The following is a 24,903-nucleotide window of genomic DNA, read 5'->3' on the forward strand; positions in this document are numbered from 1 at the left end:
GCAGGCTCCACTCCTGTGCGAAGGGTCGTTCCGCAGGCTCCATTCCTGAGCGCACGGGTCGTTCCGCAGGCTCCACTCCTGAACCGCCCGCCTAGTATTTCGGTCATGGCAGAACAGAGCACGCCGACCAACCTCTGGGTCGAGCGCACAGGCACACGTCGTTACACCGGCCGTAGCTCGCGAGGAGCCGAAGTGCTCATCGGGTCCGAGTCCGTCGAGGGTGTCTTCACCCCCGGCGAGCTGCTCAAAATCGCCCTCGCAGCGTGCACCGGGATGAGCTCGGACCTACCGCTTTCGCGTCGACTGGGAGACGACTACTCCGCCACCGTCGAGGTGTCGGGTACCGCAGATCGGGAGAACGAGCTGTACCCGGAACTGAACGAGATTCTCCGGGTCGACCTCAGCGAAATGGACCCCGAGGCACAGGAGCGGCTGCTCACCGTCGTCCAACGCGCCATCGACAAGGTGTGCACGGTAGGCCGGACCCTGAAGGCCGGCACCACCGTCACCCTGGACATCGACGTGGACGCCTGATGAAAGCCAGAGCAGCCGTGGACGTCACGGGTCTGCTCCTCGGCGCGGCGACTGCTCCGGCTCCCGCCGGATCGGGCGCTCTGCGTACCGTCGCTCCGAGCGGTGACCGGGGCACACTCGTTGCCGACGTCGATTCGCCGGGCAGACTGGTCACCGACGGTGACACGCTGTGTTTCACGATCGGAAACAGCGCTGCCGCAGGGCTTTTCGATACGCGAACCGGCACCGGTTTCGACGGAAACGTCCGAAAGTTGGCTCGCGAATGAGCGAAGAACGGCTGACGGCGTGGGTGCACGGGCTCGTTCAGGGCGTCGGGTTCCGGTGGTGGACGCGCTCGCGCGCACTCGAACTCGGACTGGTCGGTCACGCGACCAACCACGCGGACGGACGGGTCCTGGTGATAGCGGAGGGCCCACGTGAGCGTCTCGAGGCACTGCTGGCCTTGCTCCGAGGCGATAAGACGCCGGGCACGGTCACGCTCGTCGTGGAGAGTTGGGACACCGCCCGCGGAGATCTGGAGGGGTTCGTCGAACGCTGATCGTCCGTTGCGTGAGGCTCGGCGCGCTTTCGCGCAGCGTGCCGGTAAAGTACGGACGCTATGTATCTCAAGAGTCTGACGCTGAAGGGCTTCAAGTCCTTTGCTTCGGCGACGACTCTGCGTTTCGAGCCGGGAATCACCTGTGTAGTCGGCCCCAACGGCTCGGGTAAATCCAATGTCGTGGACGCCCTGACCTGGGTGATGGGTGAACAGGGTGCCAAGGCGTTGCGCGGCGGGAAGATGGAAGACGTCATCTTCGCGGGCACCTCGGGGCGGGCCCCGCTGGGCCGCGCAGAGGTCACTCTGACGATCGACAATTCCGATGGCGCACTTCCGATCGATTACTCCGAGGTCTCCATCACTCGGCGTATGTTCCGCGACGGCGCGGGCGAGTACGAGATCAACGGCAGTTCGTGCCGTTTGATGGACGTCCAGGAACTGCTCAGCGACTCCGGTATCGGCCGCGAGATGCACGTGATCGTGGGGCAGGGTCGGCTCGCAGCGATCCTGGAATCGCGGCCCGAGGACCGGCGAGCCTTCATCGAAGAAGCAGCCGGGGTACTCAAGCACCGCAAGCGCAAGGAAAAGGCCGTCCGCAAGCTCGACGCGATGCAGGCCAACCTGGCGCGGTTGACCGACCTGACGACCGAATTGCGCCGCCAACTCAAGCCTCTCGGCAGGCAGGCCGAGGTTGCGCGCCGCGCGCAGACCGTCCAGGCCGACCTACGTGATGCCCGATTGCGACTGGTGGCCGACGATCTGGTGGCCAGGCGCGAGGAATTCGCGAACCAGACCCAGGACGAGGAAGCGGCACGCGAGCAGTACGCGATGGTGCAGGACGCCCTCGAAGCCGGCTCGGTGGCACTCGGCGAACACGAGCAGGCGGTCGCCCGGCTGACCCCCAGTGCCGAAGCGGCCGGGCAGACGTGGTTCCGCCTGTCGGCCCTGGCCGAGCGCGTCAACGCGACGGTGCGCATCGCACACGAACGGGCTCGGCATCTCGACGCCGTTCGATCCACGGGTCGAGGGCAGGACCCGGACGAGCTCGAAGCGCAGGCCGAGCGGGTCGCCGAAGAAGAGATGGAACTCGTCGAAGCAGTCGAGATGGCACGTGAAACCCTCGAGGCGGCACGCGAGCAGCTGGCCGAGCGCGAAGCGGCCGCTGCGGCCGCCGAGCGCGCCCACCTCGCCGCTGTACGCGCGGTGGCCGACCGCCGTGAGGGGTTCGCTCGCCTGTCCGGCCGAGTCGACACCTTCCGAACCAAGGTCGAGTCGATCGACTCGGAGGTGGAGCGCTTGTCGGTGGCCATCGACGAGGCCCGAGAGCGGGGCGAATCGGCTCAGCGTGAGTTCGAGAGTGTGCAGGATCAGATCGGTACCCTCGATGCGAGTGAACTGAGCCTCGACACCAATTACGAACGAGCCGTCGCCGCGCTTCGACATGCCGACGCTCGAGTGACCGAACTGCAGGCCGAAGAACGCATCGCGGGCAAGAAGGTGGCGTCGTTCGAGGCCAGGATCGAGGCGCTCACGATGGGCCTCGAACGCAAGGACGGTGCCGGGTGGCTGGTGGAGAACCAGCAGGACGGTCTGTCGGGTCTGCTGGCCGGCCATCTCACGGTCGAGCCTGGATACGAGGTCGCGGTGGCAGTGGCCATGGGTCCGGCCGCCGATGCCGCACACGCCGAGTCGTTCGACGCCGCGCGGGATGCCGTGCTGGCGCTGCGTGCGGCCGACGGCGGGCGCGCGTCCATCGTGCACGGCAGTGTCGCTGCAGCGCAGTCGTCTTCACGTCCGGAACTGCCGGACGGCGCTCGATGGGTGCTGGACCTGATCGAGTATCCGGACCGGTTGGCCGGAGCCATGGCGGCCCTGCTCGACGGTATGGTCGCCGTCGAATCGCTCGACGCTGCACACCGTCTCGTCTCCGAATCCGGTGATCTGCGTGCGGTCACCAAGGACGGCGACGTCGTCGAGCCAGGCTGGGTCACCGGCGGCTCGGATCGTCGTCCGAGCACCCTCGAGGTGCAGTCGGCGATCGACACGTCCACCGTGGAGTTGGCAGCGGCAGTCCGCCGCGCGGAGGAACTCGACGCAGCGCTGTCGGGAGCGTTGGACGAACAACGGGACCGGCGCGAATCGGCCGAGCAGGCGCTCGCGGCGCTCAACGAATCCGATGCCGCGATGGCAGCGGTGTACGAGCAGTTGGGCCGATTGGGTCAGCTGGCGCGTTCGGCGCATGCGGAGTCGGCGCGATTGACGACGCAGCGTAGCTCTGCCGAGGCCAGCCGAGAAGAAGCGATCGCGCGACTGGCCGAGCTCGAAGAGATTCTGCGGACGGCCGAGGACGAACAGTCGGGTTTCGCGGGAGACGGCGAGAGCGGTGACGCAGCGACCACGATGGAACGGGAGATGGCAGCAGCGGCACTGACCGAAGTGCGTGCCGTCGAGGTCGAAGCTCGGTTGAACGTGCGGACCGCCGAAGAGCGCGCACAGTCCGTGCGCGGCAAGGCGGATTCGCTTCGCCGGGCGGCGCGAGCCGAGCGTGAGGCCAGGGCGCGAGCCGAGCGTGAGAGCGCGGCGCGTCGGCATGCGGCCGCAGTGGCGGCGGCGGTCGGAGAATCGGGCGAGGAAGTCGCTGCGCGGTTGGCCACGGTCGTGGCAGCCGCTGCACGCAGGCGCGACGAGCTCTCTGCCGAACGTGCAACGCGCACAATCGAACTCGACAAGGTGAAGGAGCAGGTTCGAGCCCTGCAGGGGCAGCTGGCGTCGATCACCGACGCCGTGCACCGGGACGAGGTGGCCCGCGCCCAGGCCGCGCTGCGGATCGAACAACTCGAGACGACGATTCTCGAGCAACACGGCATCGGCCTCGACGATCTGGTGGCCGAGTACGGGCCCGACGTGGCCCTGCCACCCACCGAACTCGAGATGGCCGAGTACGAGGCAGCCAAGCAGCGGGGCGAGCAGGTGGTGGCACCGGCCCCGATGCCGTTCGACCGCGCCACTCAGGAGCAGCGCGCCAAACGCGCCGAGCGTGACCTCGCGACACTCGGCAAGGTGAACCCGCTCGCTCTCGAAGAGTTCGCCGCCCTCGAGGAGCGCTACAACTTCCTGTCCACCCAGCTCGAAGACGTCAAGTCCGCGCGCAAGGACCTGCTCGGCGTGGTCGCCGACGTAGACGAACGGATTCTGCAGGTCTTCACGGAGGCGTGGCTCGACGTCGAACGAGAATTCACCGGGGTGTTCGCCAAGCTCTTCCCCGGCGGCGAAGGACGACTGATCCTGACCGACCCGTCGGACATGCTCACCACCGGAATCGAGGTCGAGGCCCGCCCACCCGGCAAGAAGGTCAAGCGGCTCTCGCTGCTCTCCGGTGGCGAGAAATCGCTGACCGCGGTGGCCATGCTGGTGGCCATCTTCCGCGCCCGACCGTCACCGTTCTACGTCATGGACGAGGTCGAGGCAGCACTGGACGACACCAACCTGCGTCGACTGATCGGACTGTTCGAGCAGCTCCGCGAGAAGTCGCAGTTGATCGTCATCACGCACCAGAAACCAACGATGGAAGTGGCCGACGCGCTGTACGGCGTCAGCATGCGCGGCGACGGGATCACCACGGTCATCTCGCAGCGGTTGAACCGAGAACGCGTCGCAGTGGACGCAGTACAGCCGGACCCGACCGAGCCGGATGCGGTCGCTGAATCCGACACCGTCTCCTGAGCAGCGTCCTCCGTGGCTACTGCTTCGGATAGAGCTGTTCGGCGTAGGACGGTCCGTAGTACTCCCGCAGTTCCTCCACCGTCTCGGGAGCCTGAGGAATCAACGCCTTCGTCAGCGTCGCGACGTCGGGGATGGCGTCGGCATCCCAGGTCTCGGGCTGCCACAGCTTTGATCGCATGAACGCCTTCGCGCAGTGACGGAACACCTGCTCGATGTCGACGACCAGGCACATGATCGGGCGGTGGCCCTTGACCTGCAGTTCGTCGAAGAACGGGGCGTCGGTGACCAAGGAAGCGCGACCGTTGACGCGGAGGGTGTCACCGCGACCGGGGACGAAGAAGTTCAGCCCGACGAACGGGTTCTCGACGATGTTGCGATAGCCGTCCATCCGGCGGTTGCCCGGTCGTTCGGCGAGAGCGATCGTGGCGTCGTCGAGGACGTGCACGAGGCTCCCGGGCGGATCACCCTTGGGTGACACGTCGCATCGCCCGCTCGCGTCCGAGGTCCCGATGAGGCAGAACGGGGAGGCAGCGAGCCACTGTACGTCCAGCGGGTGCAGTGTGCGTCGGTCCTTGTTGGCGGCTCGGAAGCTCGGTTCTCCGAACATCTCGGTCAGTTCGGCGGCGTCGCGCACCGTGGTCCACTCCATGACCGTGGATGTTATCGACACGGACTTGTGGGCGGGAAGCGCATTTTCACGGTCGGTGCACCACCGGTGACGAACGGCCGCGATCGCCTGAGAGGATGTTCCACGTGAGTAACCAAGCGTGGATCATCGTCGCGGCGATCGCTGCCGTCCTGCTCGTCGTCCTCGTCGTCGGGCTGGTTCTCTCCCGTCGCCGGAGAGTGTCCCTCAAGTCGGACGAGGCAGCGCGAATCGTGGGCGCGGCCACCAAGGACAAATCCGGTGGCTACACCGCGGGCAGCGGCTTCTCGTTCAGTCAGGGAACGGCGACAGCAGAGCCTGTTGCCCCGAAGGCCCCCAAGCCCGAGCCGAAGCCTGCCGAGCCGAAGCCGGTCGAGAACATCCCCGTCGAGTCCACGCCGGTGGAGCGGCCGCCGGTGGTACCCACGCCTGAACCGGTCGAATCGGAGACCGTCTGGATCGAACCGGAGGTGTCCGAGCCGGAGGCCCCGGCAACCGATGCCACCGTCGAAGATCCCGTTGCTCCCGAGCCGTCGGTGGCCGACACCGTTGCTCCCGCGCCTCGCCGCTTGGACACCATCGAACCGACCGAGGGACGACTCGACCGTCTCCGTGGCCGGCTGGCACGATCTCAGTCCGCGGTGGGCAAGAGCCTGCTCGGCCTCCTCGGCGGCGGCGACCTGGACGAGGACTCGTGGGAAGAGGTCGAGGACACCCTCCTGATCGCCGACATCGGTTCGGCCACCACCGCGGAGATCATGCGGACGCTGCGTGAGCAGATGGCGGCGCGCAGTATTCGCACCGAAGCCGACGCCAGGGCTCTGCTGCGCGAGATCCTCGTGGCGCAGCTGCACCCCGAGTTCGATCGCTCGATTCGCGCGTTGCCGCACGACGGCGCACCCGCGGTGTTGCTGGTGGTGGGGGTCAACGGAACCGGCAAGACCACGACCACGGGCAAACTGGCTCGCGTGCTGGTCGCGGACGGGCGGCGGGTGTTGCTCGGTGCCGCCGACACGTTCCGCGCAGCTGCGGCCGATCAGCTGCAGACCTGGGCCGAGCGAGTGGGTGCCGAGGTGGTTCGCGGCAAGGAGGCCGCGGATCCGGCTGCTGTCGCCTTCGACGCGGTGAGCAAGGGGATCGAGAACGGCGTCGATGTGGTTCTGATCGACACCGCGGGACGATTGCACACCAAATCGGGTCTGATGGACGAACTGAGCAAGGTCAAGCGAGTCGTCGAGAAGCGTGCCCGCGTGGACGACGTTCTGCTCGTTCTCGACGCAACCGTGGGCCAGAACGGACTGACGCAGGCCCGTGTCTTCGCCGAAATCGTGAACATCACGGGAGTCGTGCTGACCAAGCTCGACGGAACCGCGAAGGGTGGCATCGTTTTTCAGGTGCAACGTGAACTCGGAGTGCCCGTCAAGCTCGTCGGTCTCGGCGAGGGTGCCGACGATCTGGCACCGTTCGAGCCGGGTGCCTTCGTCGACGCGTTGCTGGGCTGATCTCGACTCGGGGGCAGTTCCCGAACCGGGGCAAAAGCACAAACGCCAGCACGAAACCTTTTTGCAACAGAATTCGGTCATGCGTTCACATGCCCGAAACACCCGAGTGTCACGGATGAAACTTCGTGAAACCACTCTTCTTGCGTAACGGCGCGCCAACCGGTGTGCAGGAGAATGGAGGGTGTACGTGAGTCCCGAGGATATGTTGGCCAACTCCGGCAACGCCGCGTGGATGCTGATGGCAGCATCGCTGGTACTGCTGATGACGCCGGGCTTGGCGTTCTTCTACGGCGGTATGTCGCAGTCGAAGTCCGTGTTGAACATGATGATGATGTCGTTCGGAGCAATGGCCGTCGTCTCGATCATCTACTTCCTGTGGGGATGGTCGATGTCCTACGGAACCCAGGACATCGGCGGTGTCTTCGCCAACCCGTTCGAGTTCTTCGGACTCAAGGATTCGATCACCGATGCCGACGGTAACTACATCGCCGGCGCATGGGGCTACGCCAACATCATCGACGTGGCATTCCAGGTCACCTTCGCCATCATCACGGTGGCACTGATCAGCGGCTCGATCGCCGGCCGTGTCAAGTACGGCACCTGGCTCGCCTTCGCCGGTATCTGGGTCACCCTCGCCTACTTCCCGCTGGCTCACATGGTCTGGGGCGGCGGACTGCTCTCCGGATCCGAGAACGGGCTGGCGGCAATGATCTTCGGAACCACCGACGACGGAGAGGGCGGACTCGTCGCCAGCGTCGCTCCGATCGACTTCGCCGGTGGCACGGTGGTGCACATCAACGCCGGTATCGCCGGCCTGATTCTGGCGATCATCATCGGCAAGCGCGCAGGCTTCGGCAAGGTCGCCTACCGCCCGCACAACCTTCCGTTCGTCATGCTCGGCGCAGCACTGCTGTGGTTCGGCTGGTTCGGATTCAACGCAGGCTCCGCCTTCGCCGCCGACGGCATCGCCGGCGTGGCCTGGGTCAACACCACCGCCGCCACGGCAGCCGCGATCGTGGGCTGGCTCATCACCGAGCGCATTCGTGACGGTCACGCCACCAGCCTCGGCGCCGCCTCGGGCATCGTCGCAGGTCTGGTCGCCATCACTCCGGCCGCAGGCACGCTCACGCCGGTCGGTGCCATGATCCTCGGCGTCGTCGCCGGTGTGCTCTCCGCACTCGCGGTCGGACTGAAGTTCAAGTTCGGCTACGACGACTCGCTCGACGTCGTGGGCGTTCACCTCGTCGCAGGACTGTGGGGAACGATCGGAATCGGCTTCCTCGCATCCGAGACCGGCCTGTTCTACGGCGGCGACTACAAGCAACTCGTCGTGCAGATCGTCATCGCACTGTTCGCGCTGGTCTTCACCGCCATCGTCACCGCGGTCATCGCGTTCGCGCTCAAGCCCCTCGGCTGGCGCGTCTCCGACGAGGAGGAGGCGAACGGCATCGACGAAGCCGAGCACGCTGAGACTGCATATGATTTCGCCTGACAAGGTAGAGATAGACGTGAACGCTGCACCGTACGACAACGGGCACTCGAGGTCTTGTGAAGGGAAGCAAAAATGAAGCTGATCACGGCAATCGTCAAACCGTTCACCCTGGAGGACGTCAAGACGGGGCTGGAGCAGGCCGGCGTACTCGGAATGACAGTCAGTGAAGTTCAGGGATACGGCCGCCAGAAGGGCCACACCGAGGTGTACCGAGGTGCGGAGTACTCCGTCGACTTCGTCCCGAAGGTCCGTGTCGAGGTAGTCGTCGACGACGCCGCTGTGGAGAAGGTCGTCGAGGTCATCGTCGAGGCTGCACGCACCGGCAAGATCGGTGACGGCAAGGTCTGGGTTTCCCCGGTCGACTCGGTCATCCGAGTCCGCACCGGAGAACGTGGCGCTGATGCACTCTGACCCCAAAGGGTCTCGGGCCGTGGGCCCCGGTTCTGGCGCGAAAGCGTCAGGATCGGGGCCTTCGGTCTCCATGGGCTCCGCATCGAAGGGCACGAGCGATGCTGCAGCAGATCTCGCTCGGGCCAGAAAACAATTGCTCGACGGCGGAACACGCAATCGTCGACTCGATGCACCCTCGCTCCGGCAGGCTCTGGTCGATCTGCACGAGTTCTGGCTGACCACCAAAGGTGCAGAGCTCGGGATCAAACCGGACTCCGGTTTCGCGATCGTCGCCGTAGGCGGTCTTGCTCGACGCGAACTGCTGCCGTACTCGGATCTGGACCTGATACTGCTGCACGACGATCTCGAACCACGCATCGTCTCCGATGTCGCCGACAAGCTCTGGTACCCGTTGTGGGACGCACACATCAAGCTCGACCACAGCGTGCGAACGGTGCCACAGGCTCTGCAGGTGGCGGCGGCCGACATGACGGCATCTCTCGCCATGCTCGAGGCGCGGCACATCGCCGGCGACGTCGAATTGAGCAATCTCCTCATCGGCGGCGTACGTCGCCAGTGGCGCAACGGTATTCGAGGGCGCTTCGACGAGCTGATCGAGCAGACCCGCGGGCGGTGGTCGCGCAGCGGTGAGATTGCACACCGCGCCGAACCCGATCTCAAGAGCGGCCGCGGAGGGCTGCGTGATGTTCAGTTGCTCGACGCCCTCTCCATCGCGCAGTTGACCGACGGCATGCCCGGGCTCGGGCCCGAATCGCCCGGTGGCGGTTTGGCCTTCGCACACGGACGCCTGTTGGACGTGCGCACCGAACTGCACCGCGTCGCCGGTCGAGCACGGGATCAACTGCGCGCACAGGACGCCGACGAGATCGGTGCCGCGCTGCGGATCGGAGACCGCTTCGATCTCGCTCGCGTACTGAGCGATTCGGCCCGCACCATCAGCTACTCGGTCGACGTCGGACTGCGCACCGCCGGCAATTCGCTTCCCCGAAAGGGTCTTTCACGCCTTCGTCGAGTTCCGATCCGGCGGCCGCTGGACGAGGGGGTCGTCGAACACGGCGGCGAGGTCGTTCTCGCCCGCGACGCGCGGCCGAACAAGGATCCGGGTCTGATCATGCGTGTCGCTGCGGCGTCGGCGCAGACCGGAATGCCGATGTCGGCCTCGACCCTGAACCGACTGTCCGACAGCGCGCCCGAGCTCCGCGAACCCTGGCCGAAGGAAGCCCTCAACGATCTGCTCGTGTTGCTCGGATCGGGTCGCAAAGCCATCGCGGCCATCGAAGCTCTCGATCGAACCGGACTGTGGGGCAGGCTCATTCCGGAGTGGGGCGCGGTACGCGATCTGCCACCGCGAGATGCCGTGCACACGTGGACAGTCGATCGGCACCTGGTCGAAACTGCAGCCTACGCAAGCGCATTGACCACCCGAGTTGCGCGTCCGGACCTGTTGGTGCTCGGCGCGCTGATCCACGACATCGGCAAGGGACGCGGCGGCGACCACAGCGTCGTCGGTGCAGATCTGGCCATCCAGATCGGCAACAGGCTAGGACTGTGGCCGTCCGACGTGGCACTGCTGACGTCGATGGTGAGATACCACCTGCTGCTGCCGGAGACCGCCACCAGACGCGACCTCGACGACCCTGCAACCGTGCAAACCGTCGTCGACGCCCTCGGTGCCGACACCATCTTGCTCGAGCTGCTCCACGCACTGGCGGAGGCGGATTCGCTCGCCACCGGACCGGGGGTATGGGGTGACTGGAAGGCCTCGCTCATCCGCGAGCTCGTGCGCCGTTGCCGATTGGTGATGGCGGGGGAGAGTCTGCCCTCTCCGGATCCACTCGACCCTGCGCACGTCGAACTCGCAGCGCGGGGAGGCGTCCATGTCGACATCGCGCCGACCGACGGGCTGCACACCTTCGTCGTCACCGTCATCGCCCCCGACACGCCCGGGCTGCTCTCCGACGCCGCAGGAGTCCTCGCGCTGCATTCGCTTCGCGTTCTCTCGGCCTCCCTCGGAAGTCACGAGGGATCGGCGATCAACTCGTTCGACGTCGCGCCGCTCTTCGGATCCCCGCCACAGGCCGGTCTGCTGCGGCAGGAAATCATCCGAGCCCAGGCCGGCGAACTCGACCTCGTCGCCGTGCTCGACGCCAAGGAACGCGACGCCAGAGCCGAAACCGTCGAGGACGATGCCGAGGATTCTGCAGTCCCGGTTCTCTACGCCCAAGCTCCGCCTCGGGTGCTGTGGTTCGACGACAACGAACCCGGGCAGGTGGTGCTCGAGCTACGAGCAGAGGACCGGCTCGGTCTGCTCTGCCGACTGGCCAGTGCGATCGAACAGCAGGGATCGGACATCCGGTGGGCCCGCGTCTCGACCCTGGGTAGCTCGGTGGTCGACTCCTTCTGCATCGACCTTGCGGGAGCCGACAGCAGGGCGGTTCGCGAGGATCTCGAGCGCGCGATCCTCGCGGTGGTACCTGCCCCGGAACCGCCCAAGCCCCCGGAAAAGCCCGAAGGCACCTGACCGCGGGTCGGAATGCGAGAGCAGACCGACTCGCGGTGGTGACTATTCACGAACTTCCGGCCACCGGGCCTTGCGCCGATGCCGATTTGTTACATTCGTCCCAGACGCAGAAACGACACTCTCGACCGTTCGAGCGACCACCACACTGCTCGAACCACGTCGTTCCTGCAGGCTCCACGCTGCTCGAACCACGTCGTTCCTGCAGGCTCCACACTGCTCGAACCACGGCGTTCCTGCAGGCTCCACTCCTGATCTTTCGAGAGGCACCAACTGTGGGATCCCACCGACGGTCGACCGTCCACACACCGACCGACATCGCGGCGCGTCCGACGAGCGGCAGACACCGCGCCGTACAGGACACACCCGACCTCGGCCGACGGGCGGCAACCATCGTCGCCGCGACCGGCGCGATCGTCGTCGGCGCGACGACGATGGGTGCCGGTACCGCAGGTGCCGCGCCGATCCCCGAGGCACCCGCAGCAGGACTGCCGTTCGCCGTACCGGAGGGTCTGCTGCCCGCGGGATTCGAGCTGCCCCAGTTCGAGCTCCCGCAGTTCCTTCCCCCACAGTTCGCGCCCCCGCCCGCACCGTCGCAGCCGGCACCGCCCGAGGCCGCGCCTACCGCACCCGCGCCTGCACCGGCACCGGCACCGGCACCGACCGCCGACCCACTGGCCTCGTTCGGAGTCGCCGATCCCGGTGCTGCCGCCCAGCAATGGCTCGACGACGTCGGCCTGGGGCAGTTGGGTGCGGAGTCTCCTCTCGACAGCCTGCGCTCGCTGAAGAAGGGCACAGTGCAGCCCGTGGCAGGAGTTTTGACGTCCAACTTCGGCTCGCGATGGGGAACCCAGCACAGCGGCCTCGACATCGCGGCACCCATCGGAACGCCCATCTACGCCGCCGCTGACGGCACCGTGTCCGACGCAGGACCGGCATCCGGCTTCGGTCTCTGGGTCAAGGTGCGGCACGACGACGGCACCGAGACGGTCTACGGGCACGTCAACGACTTCTCGGTTCAGCCCGGTCAGCGCGTGGCGGCCGGTGAGCAGATCGCAACCGTGGGCAACCGCGGCCAGTCGACCGGCCCACATCTGCACTTCGAGGTACACGATCCCTCCGGCGTCAAGGTCGACCCCGCGCAGTGGCTCGCGACGCGGGGAGTTGCAGTGACGTGGAACGATTCCGCGCGCCTGGCCTGACTCGACATCGCCACGTTCGACACGACAGTCGAACGCCCCAGAGACGACGCGGCGTGCTGCCGCTAGTGTGGTGACCGTGCCGGATTCGGCTCGTTTTCGGTGATCGGCTAGCTCAGGAGTGCAATCGGTGTTCGAATCCCTTTCCGACAGGTTGACCGGGACTCTCAAGGACCTGCGTGGCAAAGGTCGACTGTCCGACGCGGATATCGACGCCACCGCCCGTGAGATCCGTCTTGCCCTGCTCGAAGCGGACGTGGCACTGCCCGTCGTACGTGAGTTCATCAGCCGAATCAAGGCCCGGGCCAAGGGTGCCGAGGTCTCGGGCGCGCTCAACCCCGCCCAGCAGGTAGTCAAGGTCGTCAACGAGGAACTGGTCGGCATCCTCGGCGGCGAGACTCGCAGGCTCGTGTTCGCCAAGAACCCGCCAACGGTGATCATGCTCGCCGGTCTGCAGGGTTCGGGTAAGACGACGCTGGCGGGCAAGCTCGCGAAATGGCTCAAGGGCCAGGGCCACACCCCACTGCTCGTCGCGTGCGACCTCCAGCGTCCCGGTGCCGTGAGCCAGCTGCAGATCGTGGGCGAGCGCGCCGGTGCCGCCGTCTTCGCGCCGCATCCGGGCACGTCCATCGGTGGCGGCGACAATGCACTCGGAGTCTCGGCCGCGGATCCCGTCGAGGTCGCTCGGGCCGGCATCGCCGAGGCTCGAAGCAAGCAGTACGACGTGGTCATCGTCGACACCGCTGGTCGCCTCGGCATCGACACCGAGCTGATGAGTCAGGCCGCGGGAATTCGTGACGCGGTCCAGCCGGACGAGACACTGTTCGTTCTCGACGCGATGGTCGGCCAGGATGCCGTCAGTACCGCCGAGGCGTTCCGTGACGGCGTCGGCTTCACCGGTGTCGTTCTCACCAAGCTCGACGGCGATGCTCGCGGCGGTGCCGCGCTGAGTGTCCGCGAGGTCACCGGCCAGCCGATCATGTTCGCGTCGACCGGTGAGAAGCTCGAGGACTTCGACGTCTTCCACCCCGATCGCATGGCCAGCCGCATCCTCGGCATGGGCGACGTGCTGAGCCTCATCGAGCAGGCCGAGCAGCACTTCGATGCCGAGCAGGCCGAGGCGACGGCCAACAAGATCGGCTCGGGGCAACTCACGCTCGACGACTTCCTCGAGCAGATGATGGCCGTCCGCAAGATGGGACCCATCGGAAACCTGCTGGGCATGCTGCCCGGTGCCGGGCAGATGAAAGAGCTCGCGAACGTCGACGAGAAACAACTCGACCGCGTGCAAGCGATCATCCGCGGCATGACGCCACAGGAGCGGAACGACCCGAAGATCATCAACGCGTCGCGTCGACTCCGTATCGCGAACGGCTCGGGCGTCAAGGTCTCCGACGTCAATCAGCTCGTCGACCGATTCTTCGAGGCGCGCAAGATGATGTCTGCGATGGCCGGTCGGATGGGAATGCCGGGCGCGCGCAAGCAGGTGCGGAACAACAAGAAGGGCAAGAAGGGCAAGAAGGGTGCACGCGGCCCGACGCAGCCGAAGATCCGCGGTGGATTCCCGGGCATGCCGGGCGGAATGCCTGCCGGAATGCCCGACCTGTCGTCCATGCCCAAGGGCCTCGACCAGTTGCCACCGGGGCTCGAAGGCATCGATCTGTCGCAGCTGAAACTACCCAAGAAGTAAGCGCGCACGTGTCGGCGATGCGGGTGCGGGGCCGCGGACTGCCGGACGGGTCCGAGATCGATCTGTGGATCGAGGGTGGCGTCCTGTCCACGGAGCCGATCGCGGATGCCGATCTCGTTCACGACGGCGGCTGGATTCTGCCCGGTCTGGTGGACGCCCACTGCCATGTCGGAATCGAGTACGGCGGGGGACACACGGACCTGATCGGGTCGATCCGCCAGGCCGAGACCGAGCGAGGCGTCGGCGCGCTGCTGTTGCGCGACGCCGGGTCTCCGGTGGACACGCGCGAGCTGGACGAATACGAGGACCTTCCCCGCATCATCCGAGCGGGCCGTCACATCGCATCACCGAAGCGCTACATCCCGGGTCTGGCAATCGACATCGAGGACGAATCGCAGCTGCCCGAGGCGGTGGCCCAACAGGCACGATTCGGCGATGGCTGGGTCAAGCTCGTCGGCGACTGGATCGATCGTTCGGTGGGAGATCTCCGACCGCTGTGGAACGACTCGATCCTCGTCGACGCCATCGCCGCTGCCCACGCCGAGGGCGCGCGGGTGACCGCACACGTCTTCGGTGAGGATGCCCTGCCCGGATTGATCGCGGCGGGAATCGATTGCATAGAACACGGCACCGGCCTGACCGACGAGACCGTCGAGATGATGGTCGATCACGGCACCGCACTGGTACCGACGCTGATCAACATCGAGACGTTCCCCGGCATCGCCGACTCCGCCACCCGGTATCCCGTCTACGCCCGGCACATGCGGGCGCTGCACGAACGCGTCGCCGATACCGTCGGACGAGCTCACGACGCAGGCATTCCGATCTACGCAGGCACCGACGCAGGCGGTTCGATCGCGCACGGTCGTATCGCCGACGAGGTCGCCGCACTCGCGGCCGTCGGACTCTCACCGACCGATGCACTCGGTGCCGCGTGCTGGGAGGCCCGGTCGTGGCTGAGTCGACACGGGCTCGAACACGGCGCGCCCGCCGATCTCGTGGTCTACGCCGAGGATCCGCGAGGCGGACCGGATGTGCTGTCCAACCCGGATCTGGTGATCCTTCGCGGACGAGTGACCGACCGGCGTGGTCGCACGACGAGTGGATCGACGGTCCGGGGGTGACCGACCCGGGTGACGGCGCAGGACGAGCCGATCCCGACCGCCCCAGCTGGGCCGGTCTGGCTCCGATGAATCACGTTCATCAGCAAGGATCGGGACTGTCCGAAACCTACTGGCGCGCCGAGCAGGCCGCGCTCGAACGCAGACGCGGCCAACGGTGGGGACTGCCGGCCGCGGCACTGGTGCTGGGGCTCAATCTGGCCGGATTCCTGGTGCTCGGCCTCGTCGTGACGTCGGACGCCTCGGCCGTCTTCGTGGTGGGCATCATGATCCCGAGCCTGCTCGCGACGGGAGTGGCGGTGGCCATCTCGAAGTCGCGGGGCAACGGCCCCGTCGTCGACTTCGGCCTCCCCAGATCCATCCCCGAATTTCTCGGGCACCTCCGATCCGGGTTGGCGTGGGGTGGCGTCGCCGTGGTCGGCGGCATAGTGCTGGCTCTGATTCTGTTGTCCCGTATCGAAGTCGGCGACCCGACGCCCCTCGGCGCGGTCACGGATACGGCCGTCGGCTTGAAAATCGTTCTGGCCCTGTGGATTTGGCTCGGTGCACCGATCTGCGAGGAAACGATGTTCCGCGGCATGCTGTGGGGAGCGCTCGAGAAACGCACCCGCCCGATGCCGATGGCCTGGTTGGGCAACCGATGGGTGGTCCTGGCGATCACCGCGGTGTTGTTCGCGGTGTGGCACCGAGAGTGGTGGCGCCTGGTGGTGCTGTTGTGGGGAGGATTCGCAATCGGCATCGCTCGAATGCGTTCCGGTTCGATCGTCGCGTCGATCACGGCACACTCGTTGAACAACACCCTTCCTGCCCTGGTGGTCCTGCTCGCCTGACGGGAGTGGTTCTGCGGGCCCGATTCACCGATAGTGCGACCCGTCTGGCACAATGAACAGCTGTTCGCCCGTCATCCGGTTACGTACCGAGCGGCGGTCACAACACCCTTCAACGCAAAACCGGGTTCGCATGCCGTGCGGACCGCTGAATTGCGCCGTGACCAACTTTCGAAAGGCTCCACCAGAACATGGCTGTCAAGATCAAGCTCATGCGTATCGGCAAGATCCGCACCCCGCACTACCGCGTCGTCATCTCCGATGCCCGCACCCGTCGTAACGGCCGTGCGATCGAGACCATCGGCACGTACGAGCCCAAGCAGGACCCCAGCATCATCGAGATCAACTCCGAGCGGGCGCAGTACTGGCTGAGCGTGGGCGCACAGCCGACCGAGCCGGTCGAGGCTCTGCTCAAGATCACCGGCGACTGGCAGAAGTTCAAGGGCCTCCCCGGTGCCGAGGGAACCCTCCGCCTCGCCGAGCCCAAGCCGTCCAAGCTCGACCTGTTCAACGCCGCACTGGCGCAGGCCGACTCCGAGCCCCAGGGCGAGGCCACCACCGCCAAGAAGAAGAAGGCTCCCAAGGCCGACGACGCCGCTGCGGAGACCACCGACGCTGCAGCAACCGAGACGGCAGACGCGCCGGCCGCCGAGGCTGCTGAGAAGTGAGTGCCGTTGTCGCCGATGCCGTCGAACACCTCGTTCGCGGCATCGTCGCCAATCCCGATGACGTTCGCGTCGAGATGATCACCGGCCGTCGGGGCCGCACCGTGGAGGTCCACGTGCACCCCGACGATCTGGGCAAGGTCATCGGCCGTGGCGGTCGTACCGCCACGGCACTGCGCACTCTCGTCTCGGGAATCGGTGGTCGCGGCATCCGCGTCGACGTGGTCGACACGGACCAGTAGGTCACGTACCCATCATGGAGCTGGTCATCGGCCGTGTCGCGAAGTCGCACGGCATCAAAGGCGAAGTCGTCGTCGAGGTCCGCACCGACAACCCCGACGACCGCTTCGCCGAAGGAACCGTTCTGTCGGGCCGCAAGCCTCGATCGAACGCCGAGCCAGCCTCGTACACAGTGGACGCCGTCCGGGAACACTCCGGGCGGCTTCTGCTGCGTCTGAACGGTATCGACGACAAGACGGCCGCCGACCAAATCAGGGGCATTCTGTTCGTCGTCGAATCCACCGATCTTCCGCCGTCCGACGACCCGGACGAGTTCTACGACCACGAACTCGAAGGCCTCACGGTGATCCTGACCGACGGCACCGTCGTGGGAACGGTCCGCGAAGTTCTCCACTCCGCAGCGGGGGAGCTGCTCTCCATCACGCCGAATCCGAGTTCCGGCGAAGCAGCACGCGCCGAAATCCTCGTGCCGTTCGTAGCGGCCATCGTGACGACGGTGTCGTTGGCAGACAAGACGATCGAGATCGATCCGCCCGAGGGTCTGCTGGATCCGGAGTAGATCGTGCGCCTCGACGTCGTCACCATCTTTCCCGAGTACCTCACGCCGCTCCGAACCGCGTTGCTGGGCAAAGCAATCGACCGCGGCCTGGTCTCGGTCGAGGTCCACGATCTGCGGTCGTGGACTCATGACGTGCACAAGGCCGTCGACGATTCGCCCTACGGCGGCGGACCGGGAATGGTCATGAAGCCGACCGTCTGGGGAGACGCACTCGACGACGTGCTGACCGACGATTCTCTCCTCGTCGTTCCGACGCCTGCCGGCGTCCCGTTCACCCAGCGGACAGCCGAGCGGTGGTCCTCCGAAAAGCATCTCGTATTCGCCTGCGGCCGATACGAAGGCATCGATCAACGAGTGTTCGACGATGCCGCACGTCGGGTCCGTGTCGAGGAAGTCAGCATCGGCGACTACGTGCTCATCGGCGGCGAAGCGGCTGTTCTCGTCATGGCCGAGGCCGTGGTGCGGCTGATGCCAGGGGTTCTCGGCAATCAGCAGTCGCACCAGGAGGATTCGTTCTCCGACGGTCTGCTCGAGGGGCCGAGTTACACGCGTCCCGCACAGTGGCGTGATCTCGACGTTCCGCAGGTACTGCTCTCGGGTGATCACGCCAAGATCGCTGCGTGGCGCCGACAGCAGTCACTGGACAGGACCGCCGAGCGTCGTCCGGACCTGTTGCAGGACTGACGAATTCAGCTGACGGTGCCGTCGGGGAAGAGCATCGAGACGAATCCGGTGAGAGTGTCCCTGGCATGCAGCGCGCTGGCGTCGTCACTGACGTCGACCACCGCGGTGTCCGGATAACTTTCCAAGTCGTCGGCGTAGAAGATGTCCTCGCGTGACGACAGAGCCAGAACGTAGCGGTTGTCGACACCGATGGTGCCCGTCGACAGGTGTACCCACCGATCGGACACGCAGCACATCCAGCCCTGTTTCACAGCGTGCACACTCTCGCCGGGCAAACCGTCGACGATCCCGAAGTGCTGCTTGTAGCCGTCCGCGGCGATCGGTGCCGAACGGCGCAGCATTCCGATCACGATGTCCGTGGATGCCGTGGTCAGACCGCCGCTGCCGTTGAGCAACCCCGCGTAGTAACCGACCAGGTCGCTGGGCGTGGTCTCGGTGTTGTACCACTCGTCGTCCCCGGGCGGCGTGGTGCTCGTCAAGCCGTAGCGAGCCGCGACCGTGCGCACGATCTCCGACGAGCCGTAGCGATACCAGAGCGTGTACGCGGCGTTGTCGTCGGACAACTCGAGCATGCTCGTCATGGTGGTCAGGTCGTCGGCAGAGACAGGACGGTTCTCCGACTGTGCTCGGAACAACACCTCGTCGGCGATGAACAGCTTGGATACCGATGCGGTTTCGACCTGGATATCGGCATTGCTGCTGTAATAGGAGCCCGTCCGACGATCCAACAGTGCGAAATCGACGTCGGCACCGCGGGCCTGGGCCGACGCGATCGCCATCGGGATACGAGCTTCGAGGGCTACGCCGTCGACCTTTTTCATGTCGGGAAAGGGCGACGCCGACGTCTCGGCGGTGTCCTTCGAGTCGGAGTCGCCGACCTGGTCGTCGGGAGGAGCCGAGCATCCGGCCAGTATCAGGGAGGCGCAGGCTGCAGCCAGGAACCGAGACCCCCTGACCATCCGCGTATCTCTCCCACACGTTGAACCGCTGACCGACTTGTCCCACAGTAGCGGTAGGGTCCATCGCCGTGACCACTGCTCTGAAATCTGTGAACAAGCGCATAGCCGAAGAACTCGACGTTCGTGAAGAACAGGTTCGTGCCGCCGTGGAACTGCTCGACGGCGGGTCGACGGTCCCGTTCATCGCGCGCTACCGCAAGGAAGTCACCGGCACTCTCGATGACACGCAACTGCGTCTGCTCGATGAGCGACTTCGGTATCTGCGCGAGCTCGACGAGCGCAGAGACGCCGTCATCGAGTCCATCCGCTCGCAGGGCAAGCTCGACGACGCGCTGGAGCAGTCGCTGATGCTGGCCGACACCAAGGCGCGCGTCGAGGACATCTATCTGCCGTTCAAGCCCAAGCGTCGAACCAAGGCTCAGATCGCGCGTGAGGCCGGGCACGAGCCCGTCGCCGACGCTCTGTTCTCCGACCCCACCACCGACCCGGCCCAGTTCGATCAGGAGCAACTCGACGGCGCACGGGCGATTCTCGTCGAGCGCTTCGCCGAGGACGCGGACCTGGTGGGCGAGCTGCGCGAACTGATGTGGACATCCGGCAAGCTCGTCGCGTCGGTTCGCAAGGGCAAGGAGGAGGAGGGTGCCAAGTTCTCCGATTACTTCGAGTTCTCGGAACCGTTCACGAGCCTGCCCTCGCACCGAATCCTCGCCACGCTCAGAGGCGAGAAGGAAGAAGTACTTTCCCTCGGTTTCGAGCCCGAGCGCGACGAACCGACCCCCGGGGTGCCGAGTGTCTACGAAGGTCGGATCGCGACCAAGTTCGGGATCGAGAATCGAGGACGGCCTGCCGACAAGTGGCTGCTCGATACCGTCCGATGGGCGTGGCGCACCAAGATGCTGGTGACCGTCTCCCTCGACACTCGTATGCGACTGCGTCAGTCGGCCGAGAAGGACGCCGTCGACGTCTTCGCGAGCAACCTCAAGGATCTGCTGCTCGCCGCACCGGCCGGCAACCGCACCACCATGGGCTTGGACCCGGGCTTCCGTACCGGCACCAAGGTCGCCATCGTCGACGCCACCGGCAAGGTCGTCGACCACGACACCATCTACCCGCACAAGCCGCAGGGCAAGTGGGATCAGGCGGTGGCCACCCTCGCCGGCCTGGCCGCCAAGCACAAGGTCGAACTGATCGCCATCGGCAACGGCACCGCATCGCGTGAAACCGACTCGCTGGCAGCAGAATTGATCGCCAAGTTCCCTGCCGCCAACCTGACCAAGGTGGTGGTGTCCGAGGCCGGAGCGTCGGTGTACTCCGCTTCCGCGTACGCCTCGAGCGAGCTGCCCGAACTCGACGTCTCGATCCGCGGTGCCGTCTCGATCGCCCGCAGGTTGCAGGATCCGCTGGCCGAGTTGGTCAAGATCGATCCCAAGTCCATCGGCGTCGGGCAGTACCAGCACGACATCTCCGAAACCCTGCTGGCCCGTTCCCTCGGGGCCGTCGTCGAGGACGCGGTGAACGCCGTCGGCGTCGACGTCAACACCGCGTCGGTTCCGTTGCTCTCGCGGGTCTCCGGTATCGCCGGCTCTCTCGCCGAGAGCATCGTGGCGCACCGCGACCAGAACGGTCCGTTCTCCAGCCGCAGCACGCTCAAAGATGTACCTCGTCTGGGCCCCAAGGCTTTCGAGCAGTGCGCCGGATTCCTTCGTATCTCCGGGGGAGAGGATCCCTTGGACCGGTCGAGTGTTCACCCGGAGGCGTATCCCGTCGTGCGGCGCATCGTCGGCAAGGCAGGCCTGGGTGTGCGCGAGGTAGTCGGTAACACGGCTCTGCTGAGAGGTCTCGACCCTGCCGAATTCGTGGACGAGCGATTCGGTCTGCCCACCGTCACCGACATCATTTCCGAACTCGAGAAGCCGGGTCGCGACCCTCGCCCCGAGTTCAAGACCGCCACCTTCGCCGCCGGTATCGAGAAGGTCGCCGATCTGAAGCCGGGTATGACGCTCGAAGGTGTCGTGACCAACGTGGCAGCGTTCGGCGCGTTCGTCGACGTCGGTGTGCACCAGGACGGGTTGGTGCACGTCTCGGCGATGTCGCACAACTTCGTCAAGGACCCCCGCGAGGTGGTCAAGTCCGGTGACGTGGTGCGCGTCAAGGTCATGGAGGTCGACCTCCCGCGGCAGCGCATCGGCCTGAGTCTGCGGCTGGACGACGAGCCCGGTGCCGGTGGCGGCAAGGACGCCTCTCGCGGACAGCAGCCCGACCGGCCCCGAGGCCAGGGCAGAGCTGCGGGCAGCGGCCAGAGCAACCGAAGTCGAGACGTGCGCCCACAGCGCGGCGGCGGCCAGTCGGCAGCACCGGCGGCCGGTTCCATGGCCGATGCGCTTCGGAAGGCGGGATTCGGAAAATAGCGGGCGGATCCTCGGGTCGATGCTGCCCTGGGCGGTCCCGAACACGAATAGTGTGAACGGTGATTCACCGGTCGTTCGGCCGTTCGGCAGGAAGGACGTGAGCCACACGTGAGGTGGTTGCAACACGGGGTCATCGATCACGGCCGCCTGCCGCTGCTGTGCTTCCTACTGGGGCTGTTGCTGGGGTTCCTGCTGATCCGACTCAGCGTCAGGATGATTCGCGCAGATGTGAAGTGGTGGCCGGGAAACATCACGCCCGGCGGTCAGCACATCCACCATGTCGTCTTCGGGATCGTGTTGATGCTGCTGGCGGGGATCGGCTTGATCGCGGTGTACGTCGACGGTTCCGAGTCGGTCGGGGCGATGCTGGCCGCGATCTTCGGTATCGGGGCAGCTCTCGTCCTCGACGAGTTCGCGTTGATCTTCTATCTCCGCGATGTCTACTGGTCCGAACAGGGGCGCACGTCGGTGGACGCCGTGTTCGCGGCAGTGGGATTCACCGGCCTGCTGCTGCTCGGCTTGCACCCTCTGGAGCTGCTCAGCCCGGCCGGCTTCCGGGCCGATCCCGACCCGTGGGTGCGCGGCACCCTTGCGGTGTTGGCCCTGGCCAATCTCGCGCTGGGTGTCGTCGTACTGCTCAAAGGAAAGATCTGGACCGGACTGCTCGGGCTGTTCGTCCTGCCGATCCTCGTTCTGGCCGCAGTGCGGTTGAGCAGGCCGAGTGCCCCGTGGGCGAGGTGGCGGTACACCACCAGGCCGAAGAAGATGGAACGCGCACTGCGCCGGGAGAAGCGGTGGCGACGGCCGATCATTCGGGCCAAGATCTATCTTCAGGACGCGATCGCAGGCAAGCCGAGCATCGTGCATGCACGTGAGGCCACGGAGCAAGAATTGGCGCGGACGGTACTGCCTGCGCCGATGCCGAGCGGGACGGCGGCGAGCCGAGAAGCGCCGATTTCGTCGAACGCCTGATGGTCTGGCACAATGGTCGGGTTGCCTCTAGCAGGCACGGACCTCACTCGGAGTACGAACCAGTCGAGCCGCTGTGTCAGCGAGCCGCTCGGTTCCTCTACTCATGCGCAGAACGCAAGGATGGCACAACCGATGAACACTCTGGACTTTCTCGACAATCAGTCGCTGCGTAGCGACATCCCCGATTTCCGCCCCGGCGACACGCTGAACGTGCACGTCAAGGTCATCGAAGGCTCGAAGGAGCGCATTCAGATCTTCAAGGGCGTCGTCATCCGACGTCAGGGCGGTGGCGTTCGCGAAACGTTCACGGTCCGCAAGGTCTCGTTCGGCGTCGGTGTCGAGCGCACCTTCCCGGTGCACAGCCCCAACATCGCTCAGTTCGAGGTCCTCACCCGCGGTGACGTCCGTCGCGCCAAGCTCTACTACCTCCGCGATCTGCGTGGCAAGGCCGCCAAGATCAAGGAAAAGCGCTGACCGGTTCCGCCCGGGCGCATCAGTTCACACCATGCCGCGTTGCCCGTCAGGGCGACGCGGCATGGTGCGTTCTGCCCGCGATAGGCCCGCATTCAACCCTGCCGACGGGGGATCGAGAGCCGCGAACCGCCCATGCGCAGACCGTCCGGCCGTGCGGGCGACGGTTCCGGCTAACCTGATCACGTGACGCAGTCCCCACAGGATCCAACCGACGAGCCCGACGACGAGTCTTCACGGAAGAAGCGTCGGGAACGCAAGCCCCGATCGTTCTGGCGTGAGCTCCCCATTCTGATTCTGGTAGCGCTGGTACTGAGTTTTCTGCTCCAGACATTCGTCGCACGGGTGTATCTGATCCCGTCCGAATCGATGGAGCCGACCTTGCACGGCTGCACCGGCTGCACCGGTGACCGCATCGTGGTGGAGAAGATCGGATACCGGTTCGGCGACCCGAAGCCCGGCGACATCGTCGTCTTCCGTGGCCCGGATTCGTGGAACGACGAATTCGTGTCACAGCGGTCCGACAACTCGGTGATTCGTGGCGCCCAGGAAGTCGGCTCGTTGATCGGAGTCGTCGCGCCCGACGAGAACGATCTGGTCAAGCGCGTCATCGCCACCGGCGGTCAGACCGTCGAATGTTGTGACGACCAGGGAAGAGTGCTCGTCGACGGACAGCCGTTGGACGAGCCGTACATTCAGATGGATTTCCCGTTCACCCCGGGAACGATGACGTGCGACACCGAACTGAAGTCCGGACGATGCTTCGACCCCGTCACCGTGCCGGAGGGCAACGTCTGGGTCATGGGTGACAACCGGAGCAACTCGCGAGATTCCCGGTATCACGTCACCGACGAATTCACCGGAACCGTTCCCCTCGACAACGTGATCGGGAAGGCCGTGTTCATCGCGCTGCCGCCGTCACGAACCGGCATCCTGGATTCTCCCGACATTCAGGGTCGATGACGGCAACCCCGCGACGTGCGACGCGTGCGCGCGCAACTCTGACTCGGTCGTCGTGGCCGCCGCGTCCGATCATCCGACGAGCGGCCGGATTGCGGACGATGGAGTCTGCGTTGGAGCGGGGCGGACTCGGTCCGGTCGCAGGAGTCGACGAAGCGGGAAGAGGAGCCTGCGCCGGTCCGTTGACGGTCGCAGCGTGTGTTCTCGGGCCGCGCGCACATGCCGCCCTGGCGGATCTGGACGACTCGAAGAAGTTGACCGAGCGACGACGCGAAGAGCTCTTTCCCAAGATCCAGAGGCTGGCACTGGCATGGAGTGTGGTGTCGATCGATGCGGCCGAGGTCGACCGCATCGGGGTCCACGTGGCGAACATCGAAGGAATGCGACGCGCTGTTGCCGGGCTCGGCATGAACCCGGGCTACGTACTCACCGACGGCTTTCGGGTGCCCGGCCTTCCGGTTCCGTCGCTACCGGTGATCGCCGGTGACGCCACCGCAGCGTGCATCGCCGCGGCGAGCGTGCTCGCGAAGGTCTCCCGGGACCGATTGATGGTGCAGTTGGACGAAACGATTCCCGGCTACGGATTCGCCGTGCACAAGGGGTACAGCACCCGTGCTCACTCGGCCGCCATGACCGCTCTCGGGCCCAGCCGCGAGCATCGAATGTCCTACGCGAATGTCGCAGCGGCCGCCGCGGGGCTTTCTCCTGACGCCGTCGACGCCCTGGGGCGAATGGACTGCCGCGACGCCGGTACGCGATGATTGCTGTTCACGCCCGACTGGAG

23 protein-coding genes are annotated in these 24,903 nt (G+C 65.9%); 21 read left to right on the top strand and 2 right to left on the bottom strand.

The annotated features are described in order from the left end of the window. Positions 1 to 105 precede the first annotated feature (105 nt). The 4 genes from R3P93_RS02970 to smc are packed head-to-tail and all read left to right on the top strand — an operon-like array spanning position 106 to position 4,795. On the top strand, positions 106 to 534 hold the full coding sequence (locus R3P93_RS02970; RefSeq protein WP_068049564.1) for an OsmC family protein: 429 nt from the start codon (positions 106 to 108) through the stop codon (positions 532 to 534). Next, positions 534 to 800, top strand: a complete 267-nt coding sequence (locus R3P93_RS02975; RefSeq protein ID WP_068049567.1) for a hypothetical protein — start codon at positions 534 to 536, stop codon at positions 798 to 800. Before R3P93_RS02970 ends, R3P93_RS02975 begins: the two co-directional genes overlap by 1 nt. Continuing rightward, positions 797 to 1,072 (top strand): acylphosphatase, encoded by a 276-nt coding sequence (locus R3P93_RS02980; RefSeq protein ID WP_068049568.1) that lies wholly within the window; start codon positions 797 to 799, stop codon positions 1,070 to 1,072. The genes R3P93_RS02975 and R3P93_RS02980 overlap by 4 nt, the downstream gene beginning before the upstream one ends. 60 nt (positions 1,073 to 1,132) lie before the next feature. Next, the gene (smc, locus tag R3P93_RS02985) at positions 1,133 to 4,795 is read left to right on the top strand and encodes a chromosome segregation protein SMC (RefSeq protein ID WP_317532374.1); all 3,663 of its coding nucleotides are present in this window, start codon (positions 1,133 to 1,135) and stop codon (positions 4,793 to 4,795) included. 16 nt (positions 4,796 to 4,811) lie between these two features. Here the strand turns inward: smc and R3P93_RS02990 are convergent, their stop codons facing one another. Beyond that, positions 4,812 to 5,444: an MSMEG_1061 family FMN-dependent PPOX-type flavoprotein gene (locus R3P93_RS02990; protein ID WP_317532375.1), complete on the bottom strand. Its 633-nt coding sequence runs from the start codon at positions 5,442 to 5,444 to the stop codon at positions 4,812 to 4,814. 95 nt (positions 5,445 to 5,539) lie between these two features. Between R3P93_RS02990 and ftsY the strand changes: the two genes are divergently transcribed. The 12 genes from ftsY to trmD all read left to right on the top strand — a co-directional run bounded on the left by ftsY (position 5,540) and on the right by trmD (position 18,349). Next, positions 5,540 to 6,943, top strand: a complete 1,404-nt coding sequence (gene ftsY, locus R3P93_RS02995) for a signal recognition particle-docking protein FtsY (RefSeq protein WP_317532376.1) — start codon at positions 5,540 to 5,542, stop codon at positions 6,941 to 6,943. 202 nt (positions 6,944 to 7,145) lie between these two features. Beyond that, a complete protein-coding gene (locus R3P93_RS03000; protein WP_176460509.1) occupies positions 7,146 to 8,435 on the top strand; it encodes an ammonium transporter in 1,290 nt (429 codons plus the stop codon). Between the two features lie 72 nt (positions 8,436 to 8,507). Next, a complete protein-coding gene (locus tag R3P93_RS03005) occupies positions 8,508 to 8,846 on the top strand; it encodes a P-II family nitrogen regulator (RefSeq protein WP_019664269.1) in 339 nt (112 codons plus the stop codon). After that, complete coding sequence (locus tag R3P93_RS03010; RefSeq protein ID WP_317532377.1) at positions 8,836 to 11,367, top strand: [protein-PII] uridylyltransferase; 2,532 nt, start codon at positions 8,836 to 8,838, stop codon at positions 11,365 to 11,367. Before R3P93_RS03005 ends, R3P93_RS03010 begins: the two co-directional genes overlap by 11 nt. A 272-nt stretch (positions 11,368 to 11,639) precedes the next feature. Beyond that, positions 11,640 to 12,566 (top strand): M23 family metallopeptidase, encoded by a 927-nt coding sequence (locus R3P93_RS03015; protein WP_317532378.1) that lies wholly within the window; start codon positions 11,640 to 11,642, stop codon positions 12,564 to 12,566. A 127-nt stretch (positions 12,567 to 12,693) separates the two neighbouring features. Next, positions 12,694 to 14,253: a signal recognition particle protein gene (ffh, locus tag R3P93_RS03020; RefSeq protein ID WP_068049621.1), complete on the top strand. Its 1,560-nt coding sequence runs from the start codon at positions 12,694 to 12,696 to the stop codon at positions 14,251 to 14,253. A 17-nt stretch (positions 14,254 to 14,270) separates the two neighbouring features. Next, positions 14,271 to 15,377 carry an amidohydrolase family protein gene (locus tag R3P93_RS03025; protein WP_317532482.1) on the top strand — a complete coding sequence of 369 codons (1,107 nt, stop codon included), beginning with the start codon at positions 14,271 to 14,273 and terminating at the stop codon, positions 15,375 to 15,377. Further along, positions 15,374 to 16,204: a CPBP family intramembrane glutamic endopeptidase gene (locus R3P93_RS03030; protein ID WP_068049585.1), complete on the top strand. Its 831-nt coding sequence runs from the start codon at positions 15,374 to 15,376 to the stop codon at positions 16,202 to 16,204. The genes R3P93_RS03025 and R3P93_RS03030 overlap by 4 nt, the downstream gene beginning before the upstream one ends. A 188-nt stretch (positions 16,205 to 16,392) precedes the next feature. Next, a complete protein-coding gene (gene rpsP, locus R3P93_RS03035; RefSeq protein ID WP_037189654.1) occupies positions 16,393 to 16,869 on the top strand; it encodes a 30S ribosomal protein S16 in 477 nt (158 codons plus the stop codon). Further along, positions 16,866 to 17,108, top strand: a complete 243-nt coding sequence (locus R3P93_RS03040; RefSeq protein ID WP_027496687.1) for an RNA-binding protein — start codon at positions 16,866 to 16,868, stop codon at positions 17,106 to 17,108. The genes rpsP and R3P93_RS03040 overlap by 4 nt, the downstream gene beginning before the upstream one ends. Before the next feature lie 14 nt (positions 17,109 to 17,122). Then, positions 17,123 to 17,665, top strand: a complete 543-nt coding sequence (rimM, locus tag R3P93_RS03045) for a ribosome maturation factor RimM (RefSeq protein WP_317532379.1) — start codon at positions 17,123 to 17,125, stop codon at positions 17,663 to 17,665. A gap of 3 nt (positions 17,666 to 17,668) precedes the next feature. Then, entirely contained in the window at positions 17,669 to 18,349 is a 681-nt protein-coding gene (trmD, locus tag R3P93_RS03050) for a tRNA (guanosine(37)-N1)-methyltransferase TrmD (protein WP_068049592.1), read from the top strand. A gap of 5 nt (positions 18,350 to 18,354) precedes the next feature. Here trmD and R3P93_RS03055 read toward each other — a convergent pair whose 3' ends face one another. Next, a complete protein-coding gene (locus R3P93_RS03055) occupies positions 18,355 to 19,308 on the bottom strand; it encodes a serine hydrolase (RefSeq protein WP_094688794.1) in 954 nt (317 codons plus the stop codon). Positions 19,309 to 19,376: 68 nt separating this feature from the next. Between R3P93_RS03055 and R3P93_RS03060 the strand changes: the two genes are divergently transcribed. The 5 genes from R3P93_RS03060 to R3P93_RS03080 all read left to right on the top strand — a co-directional run bounded on the left by R3P93_RS03060 (position 19,377) and on the right by R3P93_RS03080 (position 24,880). Further along, positions 19,377 to 21,716: a Tex family protein gene (locus R3P93_RS03060; protein WP_317532380.1), complete on the top strand. Its 2,340-nt coding sequence runs from the start codon at positions 19,377 to 19,379 to the stop codon at positions 21,714 to 21,716. A gap of 117 nt (positions 21,717 to 21,833) precedes the next feature. Further along, positions 21,834 to 22,688: a hypothetical protein gene (locus tag R3P93_RS03065; protein ID WP_094642429.1), complete on the top strand. Its 855-nt coding sequence runs from the start codon at positions 21,834 to 21,836 to the stop codon at positions 22,686 to 22,688. 132 nt (positions 22,689 to 22,820) lie between these two features. Further along, positions 22,821 to 23,162, top strand: a complete 342-nt coding sequence (gene rplS, locus R3P93_RS03070; protein ID WP_027496692.1) for a 50S ribosomal protein L19 — start codon at positions 22,821 to 22,823, stop codon at positions 23,160 to 23,162. Between the two features lie 183 nt (positions 23,163 to 23,345). Then, on the top strand, positions 23,346 to 24,122 hold the full coding sequence (lepB, locus tag R3P93_RS03075) for a signal peptidase I (protein WP_068049600.1): 777 nt from the start codon (positions 23,346 to 23,348) through the stop codon (positions 24,120 to 24,122). Continuing rightward, complete coding sequence (locus tag R3P93_RS03080) at positions 24,119 to 24,880, top strand: ribonuclease HII (RefSeq protein ID WP_317532381.1); 762 nt, start codon at positions 24,119 to 24,121, stop codon at positions 24,878 to 24,880. The genes lepB and R3P93_RS03080 overlap by 4 nt, the downstream gene beginning before the upstream one ends. Positions 24,881 to 24,903 lie beyond the last annotated feature (23 nt).

Origin of the sequence: Rhodococcus cerastii (assembly GCF_033042195.1) — a bacterium.
Classification (GTDB): Bacteria; Actinomycetota; Actinomycetes; order Mycobacteriales; family Mycobacteriaceae; genus Rhodococcoides.

Coding starts and splice junctions, on each gene's coding strand:
- R3P93_RS02970 (WP_068049564.1), top strand. CDS start 106: ATGGCAGAACAGAGCACGCCGACCAACCTCTGGGTCGAGCGCACAGGC.
- R3P93_RS02975 (WP_068049567.1), top strand. CDS start 534: ATGAAAGCCAGAGCAGCCGTGGACGTCACGGGTCTGCTCCTCGGCGCG.
- R3P93_RS02980 (WP_068049568.1), top strand. CDS start 797: ATGAGCGAAGAACGGCTGACGGCGTGGGTGCACGGGCTCGTTCAGGGC.
- smc (WP_317532374.1), top strand. CDS start 1,133: ATGTATCTCAAGAGTCTGACGCTGAAGGGCTTCAAGTCCTTTGCTTCG.
- R3P93_RS02990 (WP_317532375.1), bottom strand. CDS start 5,444: ATGGAGTGGACCACGGTGCGCGACGCCGCCGAACTGACCGAGATGTTC.
- ftsY (WP_317532376.1), top strand. CDS start 5,540: ATGTTCCACGTGAGTAACCAAGCGTGGATCATCGTCGCGGCGATCGCT.
- R3P93_RS03000 (WP_176460509.1), top strand. CDS start 7,146: ATGTTGGCCAACTCCGGCAACGCCGCGTGGATGCTGATGGCAGCATCG.
- R3P93_RS03005 (WP_019664269.1), top strand. CDS start 8,508: ATGAAGCTGATCACGGCAATCGTCAAACCGTTCACCCTGGAGGACGTC.
- R3P93_RS03010 (WP_317532377.1), top strand. CDS start 8,836: ATGCACTCTGACCCCAAAGGGTCTCGGGCCGTGGGCCCCGGTTCTGGC.
- R3P93_RS03025 (WP_317532482.1), top strand. CDS start 14,271: ATGCGGGTGCGGGGCCGCGGACTGCCGGACGGGTCCGAGATCGATCTG.
- rpsP (WP_037189654.1), top strand. CDS start 16,393: ATGGCTGTCAAGATCAAGCTCATGCGTATCGGCAAGATCCGCACCCCG.
- rimM (WP_317532379.1), top strand. CDS start 17,123: ATGGAGCTGGTCATCGGCCGTGTCGCGAAGTCGCACGGCATCAAAGGC.
- R3P93_RS03055 (WP_094688794.1), bottom strand. CDS start 19,308: ATGGTCAGGGGGTCTCGGTTCCTGGCTGCAGCCTGCGCCTCCCTGATA.
- rplS (WP_027496692.1), top strand. CDS start 22,821: ATGAACACTCTGGACTTTCTCGACAATCAGTCGCTGCGTAGCGACATC.
- R3P93_RS03080 (WP_317532381.1), top strand. CDS start 24,119: ATGACGGCAACCCCGCGACGTGCGACGCGTGCGCGCGCAACTCTGACT.